Annotated in this window: 18 protein-coding genes; 6 read left to right on the top strand and 12 right to left on the bottom strand. The window is 65.9% G+C overall.

The genetic code is table 11. The features are described from left to right. Positions 1-134: 134 nt before the first annotated feature. Genes NOF53_RS00200 through NOF53_RS00185 form a run of 4 tightly spaced genes read right to left on the bottom strand, consistent with a single transcriptional unit; the run spans position 135 to position 3,047 of the window. Positions 135-644 (bottom strand): DUF3558 family protein, encoded by a 510-nt coding sequence (locus tag NOF53_RS00200; protein ID WP_255964959.1) that lies wholly within the window; start codon positions 642-644, stop codon positions 135-137. Between the two features lie 23 nt (positions 645-667). Then, a complete protein-coding gene (locus NOF53_RS00195; RefSeq protein ID WP_255964958.1) occupies positions 668-1,081 on the bottom strand; it encodes a hypothetical protein in 414 nt (137 codons plus the stop codon). A 50-nt stretch (positions 1,082-1,131) separates the two neighbouring features. After that, positions 1,132-1,893 (bottom strand): ESX secretion-associated protein EspG, encoded by a 762-nt coding sequence (locus NOF53_RS00190; protein ID WP_255964957.1) that lies wholly within the window; start codon positions 1,891-1,893, stop codon positions 1,132-1,134. Continuing rightward, positions 1,890-3,047 (bottom strand): hypothetical protein, encoded by a 1,158-nt coding sequence (locus NOF53_RS00185; RefSeq protein WP_255964956.1) that lies wholly within the window; start codon positions 3,045-3,047, stop codon positions 1,890-1,892. The genes NOF53_RS00190 and NOF53_RS00185 overlap by 4 nt, the downstream gene beginning before the upstream one ends. Positions 3,048-3,176: 129 nt before the next feature. On the opposite strand from NOF53_RS00185, the gene NOF53_RS00180 reads away from it, so the two are divergent. After that, positions 3,177-3,935 carry a LamB/YcsF family protein gene (locus tag NOF53_RS00180; protein WP_255964955.1) on the top strand — a complete coding sequence of 253 codons (759 nt, stop codon included), beginning with the start codon at positions 3,177-3,179 and terminating at the stop codon, positions 3,933-3,935. Continuing rightward, positions 3,935-4,546, top strand: coding sequence for a 5-oxoprolinase subunit PxpB (pxpB, locus tag NOF53_RS00175; RefSeq protein ID WP_255964954.1), 612 nt, complete (start codon positions 3,935-3,937; stop codon positions 4,544-4,546). The genes NOF53_RS00180 and pxpB overlap by 1 nt, the downstream gene beginning before the upstream one ends. Positions 4,547-4,614: 68 nt before the next feature. On the opposite strand, the gene NOF53_RS00170 is transcribed toward pxpB, so the two are convergent. Further along, positions 4,615-5,262 carry a ZIP family metal transporter gene (locus tag NOF53_RS00170; protein ID WP_255964953.1) on the bottom strand — a complete coding sequence of 216 codons (648 nt, stop codon included), beginning with the start codon at positions 5,260-5,262 and terminating at the stop codon, positions 4,615-4,617. A gap of 65 nt (positions 5,263-5,327) precedes the next feature. Here NOF53_RS00170 and NOF53_RS00165 point away from each other — a divergent pair, with 65 nt between their 5' ends. Next, on the top strand, positions 5,328-6,209 hold the full coding sequence (locus NOF53_RS00165; protein ID WP_255964952.1) for a 5-oxoprolinase subunit C family protein: 882 nt from the start codon (positions 5,328-5,330) through the stop codon (positions 6,207-6,209). 59 nt (positions 6,210-6,268) lie between these two features. Here the strand turns inward: NOF53_RS00165 and rlmB are convergent, their stop codons facing one another. From rlmB to carD, 5 genes are read right to left on the bottom strand one after another with little or no spacing between them, the layout of a single operon-like run. Further along, complete coding sequence (gene rlmB, locus NOF53_RS00160; protein ID WP_255964951.1) at positions 6,269-7,237, bottom strand: 23S rRNA (guanosine(2251)-2'-O)-methyltransferase RlmB; 969 nt, start codon at positions 7,235-7,237, stop codon at positions 6,269-6,271. Between the two features lie 2 nt (positions 7,238-7,239). Further along, on the bottom strand, positions 7,240-8,634 hold the full coding sequence (cysS, locus tag NOF53_RS00155) for a cysteine--tRNA ligase (RefSeq protein WP_255964950.1): 1,395 nt from the start codon (positions 8,632-8,634) through the stop codon (positions 7,240-7,242). 11 nt (positions 8,635-8,645) lie between these two features. Next, positions 8,646-9,122 (bottom strand): 2-C-methyl-D-erythritol 2,4-cyclodiphosphate synthase, encoded by a 477-nt coding sequence (gene ispF / locus NOF53_RS00150; RefSeq protein ID WP_255964949.1) that lies wholly within the window; start codon positions 9,120-9,122, stop codon positions 8,646-8,648. Further along, positions 9,122-9,802, bottom strand: coding sequence for a 2-C-methyl-D-erythritol 4-phosphate cytidylyltransferase (gene ispD / locus NOF53_RS00145; protein WP_255964948.1), 681 nt, complete (start codon positions 9,800-9,802; stop codon positions 9,122-9,124). The genes ispF and ispD overlap by 1 nt, the downstream gene beginning before the upstream one ends. A gap of 17 nt (positions 9,803-9,819) precedes the next feature. Next, positions 9,820-10,308 (bottom strand): RNA polymerase-binding transcription factor CarD, encoded by a 489-nt coding sequence (gene carD, locus NOF53_RS00140; RefSeq protein WP_109326516.1) that lies wholly within the window; start codon positions 10,306-10,308, stop codon positions 9,820-9,822. Between the two features lie 263 nt (positions 10,309-10,571). Here carD and NOF53_RS00135 point away from each other — a divergent pair, with 263 nt between their 5' ends. Together NOF53_RS00135 and radA are read left to right on the top strand one after the other, a co-directional pair. Continuing rightward, complete coding sequence (locus NOF53_RS00135) at positions 10,572-11,207, top strand: copper chaperone PCu(A)C domain-containing protein (RefSeq protein ID WP_255964947.1); 636 nt, start codon at positions 10,572-10,574, stop codon at positions 11,205-11,207. Positions 11,208-11,254: 47 nt separating this feature from the next. Beyond that, positions 11,255-12,640 carry a DNA repair protein RadA gene (gene radA, locus NOF53_RS00130; RefSeq protein ID WP_255964946.1) on the top strand — a complete coding sequence of 462 codons (1,386 nt, stop codon included), beginning with the start codon at positions 11,255-11,257 and terminating at the stop codon, positions 12,638-12,640. Between the two features lie 3 nt (positions 12,641-12,643). Here the strand turns inward: radA and NOF53_RS00125 are convergent, their stop codons facing one another. Then, entirely contained in the window at positions 12,644-13,207 is a 564-nt protein-coding gene (locus NOF53_RS00125) for a PaaI family thioesterase (RefSeq protein ID WP_255964945.1), read from the bottom strand. Positions 13,208-13,293: 86 nt separating this feature from the next. Between NOF53_RS00125 and disA the strand changes: the two genes are divergently transcribed. Next, positions 13,294-14,379 carry a DNA integrity scanning diadenylate cyclase DisA gene (disA, locus tag NOF53_RS00120; protein ID WP_255964944.1) on the top strand — a complete coding sequence of 362 codons (1,086 nt, stop codon included), beginning with the start codon at positions 13,294-13,296 and terminating at the stop codon, positions 14,377-14,379. 36 nt (positions 14,380-14,415) lie between these two features. Here disA and NOF53_RS00115 read toward each other — a convergent pair whose 3' ends face one another. Beyond that, the gene (locus NOF53_RS00115) at positions 14,416-15,135 is read right to left on the bottom strand and encodes a FadR/GntR family transcriptional regulator (RefSeq protein WP_255964943.1); all 720 of its coding nucleotides are present in this window, start codon (positions 15,133-15,135) and stop codon (positions 14,416-14,418) included. Positions 15,136-15,236 lie beyond the last annotated feature (101 nt).

The raw sequence follows: 15,236 nt of genomic DNA, 5'->3' as shown, positions 1-15,236 counted from the left end.
TCGTCCCCACCTGTAAGTCGTGGCAAATCTACCAACCGCGCGCGGCCACCGAACCCGCTCGCCACTCTCCGCGACTCGACGGCCGAATCGGCCCTCACACGTTGAAGAGTGCAAGCTCAGTACAAGCTCTGTCCTTACAGGTGGTCGGGGAAATAGGGCGCCAGCGTTGTTGCCACCTTCGTCGCCTGATCGCACGCCGCGTCGACTGTTTTGAAATCCTCCAGCTCGCTGTACCCAATCATGAACTCGAGAATCCCCGGCTCGATCGCCACCGACACCGTGCACGCACTACCGCCGCGGAAATCCGACACGAGAGCACGCCGCCCGCCGATCTCGGTCTCACTCAGGACGTCGAATCGGTCGTCGCTCGCGATACCTGTGAAGGGTGCGCCGATCGCGGATACGACAACTACGTAATAAGGGGCCCGAGACACGAATCCGCACGCATGATTTGGCGGGTCATTTCGATCCGGCATCCGGTCAGGCGGGGCCGCATCGATCCTCGCCGCGGCAAGCGCTTCCAGCGAGAAAGCGTCGCAAGGCTGGTAAGAGATCTCGATAGCGGGCTCGCCAGCGGGCTTCCCGTCGACCGGCTGCGAGCATGCGACGACGCCGACCACCGACAGCAGACTCAGCGTCCCCATCGTGCCGCGGTAAACGAAACGCCTCACAGTTGCACTCCAACGGATCCCAATCGCGCAGCGGTTGCAGCGTCCTGCTCTTTGTAGCTCGCCAAGACAGCCTCGAACATCGACTTCATATCCGACGCGTAGGTCTCGTGCGCTAGAAACAAGCCCACCGCAGTGTTTGCGAACTCGATGTCATCTCCGCCGATCGCCTTCTCATCAAACTTTCGTGCAAGCTGCTTGGCCGAGTCGATGTCCTGTTCCCCTAGGCCAAGGTCCGTAGCGCGAAGTTCTCGGCGCGCCCTGCCTCCGAGGAGTTTCATGTGATCCGCATGCTCCTGGCACAACTTGATGCACTGCTCTATGCCGGCGGGGTCGAGTTCGAGATTGCCTCCCCCGACCACGTTCTCGGTGAAAGCTTTCCATCCGGCTTCCGGTGCTTGCGGACCAGCCATGTTCGTTTTCCCCCGCGGTTCGTCGTCCCCACCTGTAAGTCGTGGCAAATCTACCAACCGCGCGCGGCCACCGAACCCGCTCGCTGCGTAGTACCGACACTGATCAGGGTGTCGAGCGCCGCTACGAGTTCTCGAGGTCCTGCCGGGTTGGCTGCGCGGGGATCGTGGGGGCCGATCGCGTACCGCCCGTCTCCTGCGATGTCGATCCAATTGATGGCTCCGACGTCGCGGCCGCTTCCGTAACGAGGTCCCCGGAATACTCGTATCTTTCCGCGGCCGGCATATCCGCGCTGGACGGCGGTTTCGAGACGCGGCGCAGGGGCGGCTGCGTTGACGTCGCGCAGAATTCCGCCCGCGTACTCGGACTCCTCAGCATCCCGTCGGCGGAAGTGCGTGCGTCCGGCTGCGTTCGGCGGGATCAACGCGATCAGCTGAGCACCGAGTTGTCCGGACGGTCCGGCGCCGAGCACGACATCGCCACCGATCTGCGGCGACCGGCCGGGAAGTTGGGTCGCGATCACCGACCACTGTTCCCGCTGCGCACCGATAATTCTCATCGGCATGTCGCCCGTGGTGGACCCGGAGATTTCAGCGTACAGCTCCGGCTCGGCGAGGACGTCCAGCGCCGAACGCAGGTTGTCGTGTTCAGCACCGGAAAAGACCTCGCGGATCGAGGTTTGTTCGGCGGCATAAGCATTGAGTCCAGCGTGTGTGCTGACGACCCGAAACGGGTAGGGCATACGGTCCTGACCGGTGCCGGTCCACAGCGCGTCGAACAGTTCGGGTCGCAGCCGCCAATTGCGCATGCTCATGCGCCGATCACCGGTGGTGAGACGAGGGGCAGTTTGCCGATCAGCTCGTTGCCGTTGTCGAGGGTGATCAGGTAGTCGGGGGTCTTGTGTTCCTTGTCCTCACCGGCACCCTTGGCTCCTCCGGCTCCCCCGCCCATCATTCCCCCGCCCATCGGGCCGGTGCCACGCATACCGGTACCGGAGCGTCCACCGGCAGCCATACCTGCGACACCGGGTTTGCCACCTGCCCCCGTGCCCGCACCCGGTCGTCCGCCGCCGGCGCTGCCACCACCCAGTCCGCCGGCCCCGACACCGATTCCGCCCCCCGATCCACCGCCGCCCACACCACCTGATCGCGAGCCACCGCCCGAGGACGAATCGGTACCTTGCGGCATACCCGTCCGGCTCTGCGCCTGATCACCCGTCACGGAGGCCGGGGCTGTTGTGGGCGGTGCGGTTGCCGCTGACGGTGCGGTTGTTGCATTCTGCTCAGTGCCATCCACAGTGGGTGCGCTGTCCACAGCAGAGGGGTCGCTCGCGGGAGCGTCGCCGGAATTCGGCTGGCCTGCGTTCGGTCCACCGATCCGATCGCTCGAACTCGGGGCACTGTTCACCTGGTCGACACCTGGACCGGACGGACCCGCGGGAACATCCACCCTGCTCTCCGGTTTCGTGAACTCCGGAACAGAGCCGTCCGAGGTGGCGAGGCCTGGGTTGTAGACGGTGGCCATCGCATCCCGTGCTTCATCTTCGCGGCGGTAGACCTCGTCTTCCGTATCGGTGTCCCACGGAGTCAGCTTGTCCCAGAGTCCGGTGCCAACGGTCTGAGGCACTCTGTCGCCGAGAGCGGTGACGGTGTCGATGAGCGGCGTCAGCGCGCCGGCAACACCGTGAAGTTGTTCCCGCGCCTCAGGTGCGGAGGTGGCATAGCGCTCGGTTTCCGCGTACGCCGCAGAGGCCGCGGCACCCTGCCAGCTCGCGCTGATCTGTTTCTTGACGGCGTCACTGAAAGCGACGATGGACTCGCTTGCTGCCGAGCCCAATTCGGCCCATGCCCTGGCGACGTCGTCGATATGATTTCCGTCCATGTTCGCGACGGCGTTCACGATGCGTGCGTGGTCCCATCGGTCGGAGTGAAAGTTCTCCGGGTCCTTGATGTATTGCGGATCAGCCACGATTCCCCTCCGATTGACGCCCTGCCGAACACGCGGTCACTTGTTTCGACGCAGCAGGACCCTCACCGGTTCCACCCGCCCCCGCCACAGAATCTACAAGATGGGGATGAGAACCCTAGTATTGAATACGTGCCGGCCATCGATCTGAACAGTGATCTCGGCGAGAGTTTCGGTGCGTGGACTCTCGGCGACGACGTCGCGATGCTGAAACTCGTGACCAGCGCGAACGTGGCCTGCGGCTTCCATGCAGGTGACCCTACGACGCTTCTGTCCACGTGCAGGTCGGCGACCGACCTGACAGTGCGCATCGGTGCGCAGGTGGGTTACCGCGACCTCGCCGGGTTCGGACGACGATTCATCGACGTCGCTCCGCGAGACCTCACGGCCGATGTCATCTATCAGATCGGTGCACTCGACGGGCTCGCGCAGGTATGCGGTTCGGCGGTGGCATATGTGAAACCGCACGGCGCGCTGTACAACGCGATCGTCCGTCATCGTGAGCAGGCGCGCGCGGTGGTCGACGCCATTCGTGCCTTCGACGACACCCTCCCAGTCCTCGGCCTTCCCGGCTCGGTGTTCCTCGAGGAGGCAGAGAAAGCCGGGCTGCGGACCGTCGCCGAAGCCTTCGCCGACCGTGCCTACACACCCGAAGGCACGCTGGTACCGCGCACGACGGCAGGGTCCGTCCTCCACGATCCGGCGGTCGTTGCCGAGCGGGTGCGCCGGTTGGCGCTCGATTCCACGCTCGAAGCCATCGATGGCACCGTGCTGGCGATTGCACCCGAATCCGTCTGCGTGCACGGCGACACCCCCGCGGCCGTCGAGATGGCTGCGGCCATACGGAAGTTGCTCGATGCCGAGGGCGTCACAGTGGAACCGTTCGTCTGATGCGGGTACTCGACGTCGGAGATGCTGCGGTCCTCGCCGAGTTCGAAGACCTCGATACCGTCCTCGCCCATTTTCGTGCCCTCGACGACGGCAGGCCGCCCGGCGTCGTCGAGCTCGTCCCGGCTGCCCGCACCATCCTCGTCAGATTCGACCGTGCTGCAGCCAGCCGCGACCGCGTCGTCCGATGGTTGCGGACCACCGAACCGCGGCCGGACGCACCCGAGGACACATCGGAGCACGTCCGGATCACCGTCCGTTACGACGGGCCCGACCTCGAAGAAGTGGCTGAGCTGACCGGCCTCGGGGTCGCCGGGGTGATCGAGGCACATACGGGCACATCGTGGACGGTGGCATTCTCGGGGTTCGCGCCGGGGTTCGGCTACCTTGCCGGGGGTGTGCCCGAACTGCACGTGCCCCGGCGCTCGACGCCGAGAACATCTGTTCCGGCCGGTGCTGTCGGCCTCGCCGGAGAGTTCACGGGAATCTATCCGCGAAGCTCCCCCGGTGGATGGCAACTGATCGGCAGCACGGACGAACAGATCTGGGATGCTCGACGAACTCCCCCCGCGCTCCTTCGTCCGGGTGTGATCGTGCGCTTCGAGTCCGAATGACGCTGTAAGTGCTTGTCATCCGTCCGCGGTGTGTTGAGTCTGCGGTGAACAAGTACGGACGGGGGGTTCTACGCCCCGAGACCGAAGGCGACGAGGAAACCCAACGCTGTGGACAGACCCACCCACCAGCCGCCTTCGCGGTAGGCCTCGGGCATCAGCGAATCAGCCAGCACGGCGATGGTCGCTCCACCTGCGAAGGCCTGGATTGTCGCGATGGCACCGTCGGAGATTTCGTCCGATACGAGGTTTGCGGCGACCACGACCACCACGAGCAGCGCGGCCGTGGAGGTCCACACCGCCATCGCACGTCCGCCGCTGAAATTCGGCTGCGACCGCATCGATGCCGCTCCGGCGACCGCCTCGGGCACGTTTCCGACAGCCACGGCAACGAGGAGGACGACGCCACCCGCCCCGCTGATCGTCACCCCCAGAGCGGTGTTCTCCGGAACACCGTCGAGCAAGGATCCGAGCATCAACGCCCATCCGAGCGCACCGGCGCCGAGCTTCAGCTCAATGAGGCGATCCGCGCCGACGTATACGAGTGCGCCGGCCAACAACGCTATCCCCGCAGTCCAGATGCCCTCCGCCTCGAATGCGGGCTGGAACAACTCCGTCGACACCGCGGCCACCATGGTGCCTGCACCGAAGGCCATCAGCGCGGCGATAAGCGGCCGGGGAAGGTTGTAGCGCAAGCCGACAGCAGCACCGATCAGCAAGGGCAGAGCGGTACCGAGGCCGGTGATCGTATCCAGAGCATCGGAAGATGCGAGACAATCGGACAATGGCTTGGCTCGAGGTTGTGCGCACCGGACCCTTCACCACCGTGCAGGATCGGGGTAGGCCCGGATATGCCTCGGTCGGAGTCGGCGAGTCGGGTGCTGCCGACCGGGTCGCGCACAACTGCGCAAACCGGCTCGTGGGCAACGAATCCGGGGCGGCCACGCTGGAGATCACACTGGGCGGCCTCGCGGTGCGCGCCGCGGGTGCCGTGTCGGTTGCGGTCACCGGTGCGCGCGCCCCCGTCACCGTCAACTCCCGACCCCAGCCGGATTACACGATGCTGCATCTCAATTCCGGCGATCTGCTCGAGATCGCCTACGCGTCGGAAGGTCTGCGCAGCTACCTCGCGGTGCGCGGAGGCGTCGATGTTCCTCCCGTGATGGGCAGCCGGTCGAGAGACACGCTGTCCGATCTCGGTCCCGATCCGGTGGCCGAGGGCGATCGAATCCTGGTCGGGGCGGAATGCGGCGACTGGCCTGCCGACGAATTCGCACCCCCACCCACAGTCCCCGAGAATCCGCTGATGATGCGGGTTCGACTGGGACCCCGCGACGACTGGTTCACCCGAGCCTCGGTCGCCGCACTCCTGCGGGAGACGTGGACAGTAAGCCCCGACACCAACCGGGTGGGTGCGCGTCTCGACGGGCCGGGGCCTCTGCATCGAGCGATCACCCGCGAACTGCCCAGTGAGGCGATGGTGGCGGGGGCCTTGCAGGTGCCGCCCGACGGACGGCCGATCTTGTTCCTCGCCGATCATCCGGTCACGGGTGGGTATCCCGTGATCGCGGTCGTCGTCGAAGACGACCTGCCGGTGGCGGCGCAATTGCGCCCCGGCCACCGAATGCGCTTCCATCGGGTGCTCGCGCCGACGATCCCGAGATGACTCTTATTGTGGAGCCCGCGACGCTTCGGCGTCCGTCGTCACAGTGTGGAGGGTTCCAGCTAGCTGCGGCGGCGACGCGCGATGTCGGCCAGCACCACGCCCGCGGCGACGGACGCGTTGAGCGACTCGACGGGCCCGGCCATCGGGATGCTGAGGATGGCGTCACAGTTCTCCCGAACCAGACGTGACAGTCCTTTGCCCTCCGAGCCGACCACGACCACGACGGGACCGCTGCCGTCGAAGTCGTCGAGAGTGGTGTCACCACCGGCGTCGAGACCGACGACCTGAACACCCTTGGACGCCCAATCCTTCAGCGTCCGAGTGAGGTTCGTGGCGCGGGCGATCGGCAACCGGGCTGCCGCTCCCGCACTCGTACGCCAGGCGACCGCGGTGACCGCTGCGCTACGGCGCTCCGGGATGACCACACCGTGTCCGCCGAACGCAGCCACCGATCGCACGACGGCACCGAGGTTACGCGGATCGGTGATGTTGTCGAGGGCCACGAGCAGCGGCGCCTCCTGATGCTTACGGGCCTCTGCGAGGAGGTCGTCGGGGTGCGCGTAGCGGTACGGCGGCACCTGCAATGCGATCCCTTGGTGCAGGCCGTTGGCGCTGAGCCGGTCGAGATCGGTTCGCGGAACCTCGAGAATGGAAATTCCGGCGTCGGCGGCCCGCTGCACGGATTCCTTGAGACGATCGTCGCTCTCGGTGCCGACCGCGACATACAGGGCGGTCGCGGGGACACCGGCGCGCAGACACTCGACGACAGGATTGCGGCCCAGCACGGTCTCGGGTCCGTCGAGGACTTTGCGTCCCGCGGTCTGCCTGCCGCGACCCGGCTGCTTCTCGGCCTCACGGCTGGCTTTCGCGGCCCGCTTGGCAGCGGGATGTTTAGTGCGGGCCTCGGCGGGCGGAGTTGCGCCTCGTCCCTCGAGTCCCCTGCGACGCTGGCCACCGGAGCCGGCGACCTGCCCCTTCTTCGTACCCGACTTGCGGACGGCTCCGCGCCTACTCGAATTTCCAGCCATTACTACTGTCCTGCCTTGAGAGACCACTCGGGCCCGTTGGGGGTATCGGTGACCTCGACGCCCGCCCGGATGAGCCGGTCACGCACCTCGTCGGCCACAGCCCAGTTCTTCTCGGCGCGGGCACTCTGCCTACGCTCCAATTCGGCCCTGACAAGTACGTCCAGGGCATCGGTCGCCGCGGACGCATCCGCGGTGTCCTGAGTCCAGTGCGGATCGAGGGGGTCCACACCGAGGATCCCCATCATGGCCCGTACCTGCGACGCGACCTCACGCGCGCCTTCGAGGTCTCCGCCTTCGAGAGCGATGTTGCCCTCGCGCACCCGGCCGTGTACGTCGGCGAGCGCGGCTGGGACGGCGAGATCGTCGTCGAGCGCACGACCGAACGCCTCCGTCCAACGGCCGACGGGAACGTCACCGGCCCGCTCACAGGTCCGGTTCACGAAAGATTCGACCCGACGGAACGCCGCAGCCCCTTCGTCGAGCGCGGTGTCGGAGTACTCGAGCATCGACCGATAGTGTGCGCTGCCGAGGTAGTACCGAAGTTCCTGCGGCCGCACCTTTTTCAGCACGTTCGGCACCGAAAGAACATTGCCGAGCGACTTCGACATCTTTTCGCCACCCATGGTGACCCAGCCGTTGTGCAACCAGTACTGCGCGAAACCGTCGCCGGCACACTTGGCCTGTGCGATCTCGTTCTCATGGTGGGGGAAAACGAGGTCGAGCCCGCCGCAGTGAATGTCGAACTCGGCACCTAGATAGAACTCGGCCATCGCCGAGCACTCGAGGTGCCATCCCGGACGACCACGACCCCACGGCGTCGGCCACGAAGGCTCGCCGGGCTTAGCCGCCTTCCACAGCGTGAAGTCTCGGGGATCCCGTTTGCATTCGCCGGCACTCTCACCTTGGTGCACGTCGTCGAGCTTGTGCCCGGAGAGGCTGCCGTAGCCCGCGTAACTGCGCACGTCGAAGTAGACGTCACCACCCGAGGCATACGCGTGACCGTTGTCGATCAGTCGCTGCATCATCTCGACCATCTGGGTGACGTGCCCGGTGGCCCGCGGCTCGATCGACGGCGGAAGGACACCGAGCTGCTGATACGCCCAGGTGAAGGACCGCTCGAATGTGGCGGCCCACTCCCACCAGGGGCGACCGGCCTCGGCGGCCTTGTTCAAGATCTTGTCGTCGATGTCGGTGACATTGCGCACGAAGGCCACGTCGAAGTCGTGGGCGAGCAACCAGCGTCGCAGTACGTCGAATGCGACGCCACTGCGTACGTGCCCGATGTGGGGGTCGCCCTGCACCGTGGCCCCACACAGATACACCGATGCGTGTCCAGGGGCCAGCGGAACGAAGTCACGCATGGCCCGCGTCTCGGTGTCGAATAGGCGCAGGGTCACGACCAGCGATCTTACCTGGCGCTTTGAGTAGGAATGACCAACGCGGTGGCCACCGCGGCGATCCCCTCGCCCCGCCCGGTAAGTCCGAGACCATCGGTGGTGGTCGCGGACACCGAAACCGGTGCGCCCAGAATCTCACTCAACACCTTCTGCGCTTCGTCTCTGCGCGGTCCGATCTTCGGTCGATTCCCGATCACCTGGACGGCGGCATTGGCGACACCGAGGTTTTCTTCCCCGAGCAGTCGTCTCACCTCGGCGAGCATTGCGGCGCCACTGACTCCCGACCATTCGGGCCTGCCCGTCCCGAAAACCGAACCGAGATCGCCGAGTCCCGCGGCCGACAGCAACGCGTCACACAGTGCATGGACCGCGACATCTCCGTCCGAGTGCCCGGCGCAACCATCCTCGCCCTCGAAGAGCAGACCGGCCATCCAGCACGGACGCCCCTGCTCGATCGGATGGACGTCCGTACCGATACCAACTCGCACTAGTTCACTCCCTCTTCCACCAGCGCGCGGGCCAGCACGAGGTCCAGCGGTGTGGTGATCTTGAATGCTCTGGGCTCCCCGACGATGCTGCGGACCTGCTCACCGAGGCGCTCCACCAGGCCGGCGTCATCGGTGGCAATGCCGTCCGCGGCGGCGTAGGCCCGTCGGAGCAGTGGTGCCGTGAACCCTTGTGGCGTCTGAACCGCCCGCAATTCGGAACGTTCGGGAGTTCCGGTCACGGCACCAAGCACGTCGACGGTCTTGATCGTGTCCGTTACCGGGAGGACTGGGATGACGGCGTCGCGGCCGCAGCGCAGTTCCGCAACGACCCGCGCGATGAGCGACGGGGGCGTGAGCGCGCGGGCGGCATCGTGGACCAGCACGTATTCGGCATCGTCGGCGACTGCGAGCCCGGCCCTCACCGAATCCGTCCGTTCGCTGCCGCCCGGCACGACGACAACTGCGCCGGGAAGGGTGTCGCGAGTGGAATCGACGAGCTCTTCCGGCACGATCACGACGACGCGGTCGACAGCCCCCGACTGGAGGAGCCCGTCGACCGCGCGTACAAGCATGGTCTTTCCACCGAGATCAACGAATGCCTTGGGCGTCATCTCGCCCAACCGCACTCCCTGACCAGCGGCGGGAACCAGCGCGACTACAGGACCTCGCTCTGCGGTCACTGCGGCGTCGCGGCTGTCTAGGACGCGGCCGCGAGAACCTCGTCGAGGATTGTCTCGGCCTTGTCGCTGTCTGTACCTTCGGCCAACGCCAGCTCTCCGACAAGAATCTGCCGGGCCTTCGCGAGCATGCGCTTCTCTCCCGCGGAAAGGCCGCGATCCTGCTCGCGACGCCACAGGTCACGAACGACCTCGGCGACCTTGTTCACGTCACCCGACGCGAGCTTTTCGAGATTCGCCTTGTAGCGGCGCGACCAGTTGGTGGGTTCCTCGGTGTGCGGTGCCCGCAAGACCTGGAAGACCTTGTCGAGACCTTCCTGACCGACTACGTCACGCACGCCTACATACTCTGCGTTGTCTGCGGGAACCCGTACGGTGAGATCGCCCTGAGCAACCTTGAGAACGAGATATTCCTTCTGCTCACCCTTGATGGTGCGGATTTCGATTGCTTCGATCAACGCCGCACCGTGATGGGGGTATACGACGGTGTCTCCGACCTTAAAAATCATCTGTCCCGTGCCCCTTTCGATCTTTCGAGTTTAACACGTGACCGGATCCAGGTCGCATCAACGGTGCAGGTCAGGGGCCCCGACGCTTGATCGTAGGGGTTGACAGCGCCTGGGATACGTGCATCTCAGGGGCTCCGAACAGGCCGTTCTTCGAGACCGAAAGCGCACGCAGACAACCATTGTGAGTACCCAGCGACCGGGCCGTACGAGGGAACTACTACTCTGCCTAGTTGGAGTGCGAACCTGACACTGGAGGACAACCCGTGACTGCTCTCGACAAGCCGACTCGCCGAGTCGCGACCGCCGTTGCTCTCGCTGCCGGCGCAGCCCTCACGCTGTCCGCTTGCGGTGCGGGACAGATCACCCAGACCTCGAGTCAGGTCGCTGCGGTCAATGGCAACGGCGCCGACCTCGGTTCGATCGCCTTGCGGAACGTGCACGTGGTGTACCCCAACTCGGACGAGTACAGCATCGAGGCCGGCGGCAAAGCGGTCCTCGCCTTCGCGGCGATCAACAACAACGAAGACACCGCCGACAAGTTGACCAAGATCAGCACCGACGTCGCCGAGACCGTCACGATTCGAGATGCCGCCGGCGGCCAGGAGATTCCGCCGCAGACGGCGCTCGTCGCCGGTGACGTCGCACAGGACGCCGTGGAGGGCGGTCACGCCGAGCAGGAACGTGACCAGGCCGCCGAGGTCCCCAGCGATGTCGTCCTGGTCACGCTGGACGACCTGAAGGAGGGTGTGCGCCCCGGCCTCACCTTCCCCGTCACCTTCACGTTCGAGAAGGCCGGTGACGTCACCGTGTCCGTTCCCGTCGATGCCGGTCACGAAACCGAGCGACACGTGTCCGACAAGTCGGCGGGCACCCAGGCCGAGGGCGGCGGCGGACACTGACGGCCGCCCGGGGCCGGTCTGTCGGACCGGCTCTCTAGGCTGCGTCGGTGGCCAAACTCAAGTCCAGTTTCCGGTGCTCGTCGTGTCAGTGCACCGTGCCCAAATGGGTCGGCCGCTGTCCCGAGTGCGGCAGCTGGGGGTCGATGGACGAGGCTCCGATCCTCGCGCCGGTCGCGAGCCGTCCCGGTGCCTCTCTCGCGAAGGCGGGTGCTGGGGCCGTCCTTCCGTCCACGCCGGCAACACCCATCACGCGTATCGACAGCACGTCCACTCGCGCCAAGCCCACCGGAATCGGTGAACTCGACCGTGTCCTCGGCGGTGGCGTGGTTCCGGGGTCGGTCGTTCTGCTCGCGGGCGAACCCGGCGTCGGCAAGTCCACGCTCCTCCTCGAGGTCGTGCACCAGTGGGCGCGGCGGGGTCCGGACGACCGATCCCTCTACGTCACGGGTGAAGAATCCGCCGGGCAGGTACGGCTACGCGCCGATCGGACGGGCGCGGTGCACGAGCGGGTCTATCTCGCCGCCGAATCCGATCTCGCCACCATCCTCGGACACGTCGAGCAGGTACGTCCCACCCTGCTGATCGTCGACTCCGTACAGACCATGCTTGCCGCCGACGTCGACGGCGTCGTCGGTGGCGTCACCCAGGTCAAGGCCGTCACCAGTGCGCTGACGTCGCTCGCGAAAGCCAGCGGGGTCCCGGTTCTGCTGATCGGTCACGTCACGAAGGACGGCGCCGTCGCCGGTCCACGGTCGCTCGAACATCTCGTCGATGTTGTCCTGCACTTCGAGGGCGACAAGCACTCCACGCTCCGCATGGTGCGCGGCGTCAAGAACCGCTTCGGTGCCGCCGACGAGGTCGGGTGCTTCGAACTCCGGGAAGACGGCATCGCCGGCATCAGCGACCCCTCGGGACTGTTCCTGCACCACCGGGCCGAAGCGGTTCCCGGAACCGCGGTCACGGTCATGATGGACGGCAAGCGTCCCCTTCTCGGCGAGGTCCAGGCGCTCGTGGCCGCAACCTCCATGCCCGCCCCCCGGCGCGCGGTGAGCGGGCTCGACAGCGCACGCGTGGCCATGGTGCTGGCCGTGCTGGACCGTCGGTGCGGCGTGCCGATCGCCAAGAACGACGTCTACGCGGCGACGGTCGGCGGCATGCGGATGACCGAGCCGTCCGCAGACCTGGCGCTGGCACTCGCCGTCGCCTCCGCAGTGAAAGACAAGCCCGTTCCCGACGGGCTCGTGATCCTCGGTGAAGTGGGACTGGCCGGCGAGGTCCGGCGCGTTCCCGGCGTCGGGCGACGGCTCGCCGAAGCAGCCCGCCTGGGATTCACCCGGGCCCTCGTTCCCCTCGACTCCGGCGCGGCCCCTCCCGGAATGAAGGTCACCGAGGTCGGGAATCTCGGGGCAGCCATCGCGGCCCTGCGGGTATAGCCATCAAATCGACGATGTGCCGAACGGCATGCCCGGAACCCCGTCGACGAAGTTCTTGGTCTTCTCGAAGTGCGCGGCCGTGACAGTGAGGAACAATCCCCGCGACGTGGCCACTACCACGTCGGGATCGGCGTTCGGACCCTCGACGATGCGCGCCTCCGCACTCGCGTAGACCTTGCGACGGATCGTTCCGTCGATTCGCGCGTGGAATTCCAGCACCGACCCCAGCGGAATTGGCCGCGCGAAGTCGATCTCCAGATGACCGGTGACCACCGGACCGTCCACCGTCGCGCGGCACGCCATGCCCAGCGCTTCGTCGAACGCCGTCGACAGGATGCCGCCGTGGATCACTCCTGGACCGCCCTGGTGGCGGGTGGCCACCTCGAGACGTCCCCACACGTCGAGCCCCTCCCCGGCCGTGAAGCTCATGGACATCCCGGCCGGCGACTGGTCGCCGCACCCGAAGCATCGACTCCAGTGCTGCGGCACGGGCTGACCTGCAGTGGGAAAGGTGGGAACCGGTTCCGGCACGGTCAGGTCGTCGGGCAAAGTCCAGGTACTGCTCATGGATAGGTAATCTAAACGCGGGTCCGAGCCCTATTCCACGACGGTCCCATACAAAGTGACGTCTACCTCAGCGGGAGTGTTTCGCGATGAACGATGCAGAGTCGTCGTCTGCGCTGCGCGAAACGATTGCCCGGTTGGCCCCCGGAACAGCGCTGCGCGACGGCCTCGAACGTATTCTCCGTGGCCGGACGGGCGCCCTGATAGTCCTCGGTTATGACGAGCAGATGGAAGAAATCTGCGACGGCGGCTTCGAGCTCGATGTCGAGTTCGCCCCCACACGGCTGCGGGAGCTGTCGAAAATGGACGGCGCCGTGGTTCTGTCCACGGACGGTTCACGCATCGTCCGGGCCAACGTCCAGCTCGTTCCCGACCACAAGATCCCCACCGTCGAGTCCGGCACCCGGCACCGTGCCGCCGAGCGCACGGCGATGCAGACGGGGTACCCCGTGGTGTCGGTAAGCCAGTCGATGAGCATCGTCAGTGTGTATGTCGGCGGGATACGCCACGTCATCGACGGCTCTGCCACCATCTTGTCCCGGGCCAATCAGGCGGTCGCCACCCTCGAGCGGTACAAGGCTCGCCTCGACGAGGTCACCCGCCAGCTCTCGGTCGTCGAGATCGAGGATTTCGTCACTCTCCGCGACGCGCTCACGGTGGTGCAGCGGCTCGAGATGGTGCGCCGTGTATCCGTGGAAATCGAGCAGGACGTACTCGAACTGGGGACCGACGGCCGTCAGCTCGCCCTCCAACTCGAAGAGCTCGTCGGCGACAACGATGTGGCAAGGGAACTGATCGTCCGCGACTACCTCGCCGGCACGGGCCCCGCCCCTGCCACCGATGTCGAAAAATCGTTGACCGCACTCGACAAGATCACCGACGCCGATCTGCTCGACCTCACGACATTGGCCCGGGCGTTCGGATATCCGGGCACCATCGAAGCACTCGAGGCCCCGATGAGTCCACGCGGTTACCGGGTTCTCACTCGAGTTCCCCGGTTGCAGTTCAACCAGATTCATCGTCTCGTCGGATCATTCGGGACATTGCAGTCGCTGCTCGCCGCGACCGCCGCCGACCTGCAGTCGGTGGAGGGGATCGGCGGGTTGTGGGCTCGACACATCCGAGAGGGCCTCTCCAGGCTCGCCGAAACGTCGATTTCCGGTCCGTACGACTAGCTTTCGGGTGGCCGTGGCGTAGCAACCGACCATCTCTTATGGTTGAGGCGTCGAATACGACTCGCCGACAACGGATTCCAATGCGACACGCACGGCGTCGAGGTGTTCCGCCATGGCCTGCGCCGCCACCTCGTAGCTTCTCGATTCGATTCCGTCGACTATCCGATCGTGCTCGTCGTTCGACTTCTGCTGCCGACCGGCGACCAGGTTGAGCGTTTCCGACTGCCGGGTCAGCGCTTCACGGATATCGACAATCACCGATTCGAATACACGATTGCGGCTTGTCCGGGCGATCAGCGCGTGGAACTGCGCGTCCAGGGACACCCACACCAGGGGGTCGTCCTCCTCGCGCATCTGCTCGGCCAGACCGCGGAGGGCTGCAAGATCTTCGACAGAGTGCCGTTGCGCCGCCCATCCGGCAGCGGGGATCTCCACATGAGGGCGCGCCTCGACGAGCTCGTTGGCGGCATAGTTTCCGAAGTCGAGGTCGCGTGCGATCGAATCACTGACGACAAACGTGCCCAAGCCTGACTTGGTCTCGGTGAGTCCGAGTGCATGACATGAGCGAAGGGCCTCGCGGATGACCGAACGACTGACCCCGTGCCGAGCCGCCAACGACGCCTCCGACGGAAGCCGTTCACCGACCGACAGCTCGCCCGAGGTGATGGCGCCGCGCAGGTCCGCGAGGACGGCTTCTGCGGCGCTGACCCGTGCGGTTACAGGACGCCTGGCTGCCCAGCTGTCTGACAGGTTCATGGCGTTATTCTGCTCACGACCAGGCAAAGGCGTCAACCTGCGTGGCCGAGGGGTTGACGACAGGAAGTGAGCCACGTAACAATTACACCTGTCTGACAGCC

The organism is Rhodococcus tibetensis (genome assembly GCF_024438035.1).
Taxonomy (GTDB): domain Bacteria; phylum Actinomycetota; class Actinomycetes; order Mycobacteriales; family Mycobacteriaceae; genus Rhodococcus_F; species Rhodococcus_F tibetensis.
This window is presented reverse-complemented; position numbering and strand designations above follow the sequence as displayed.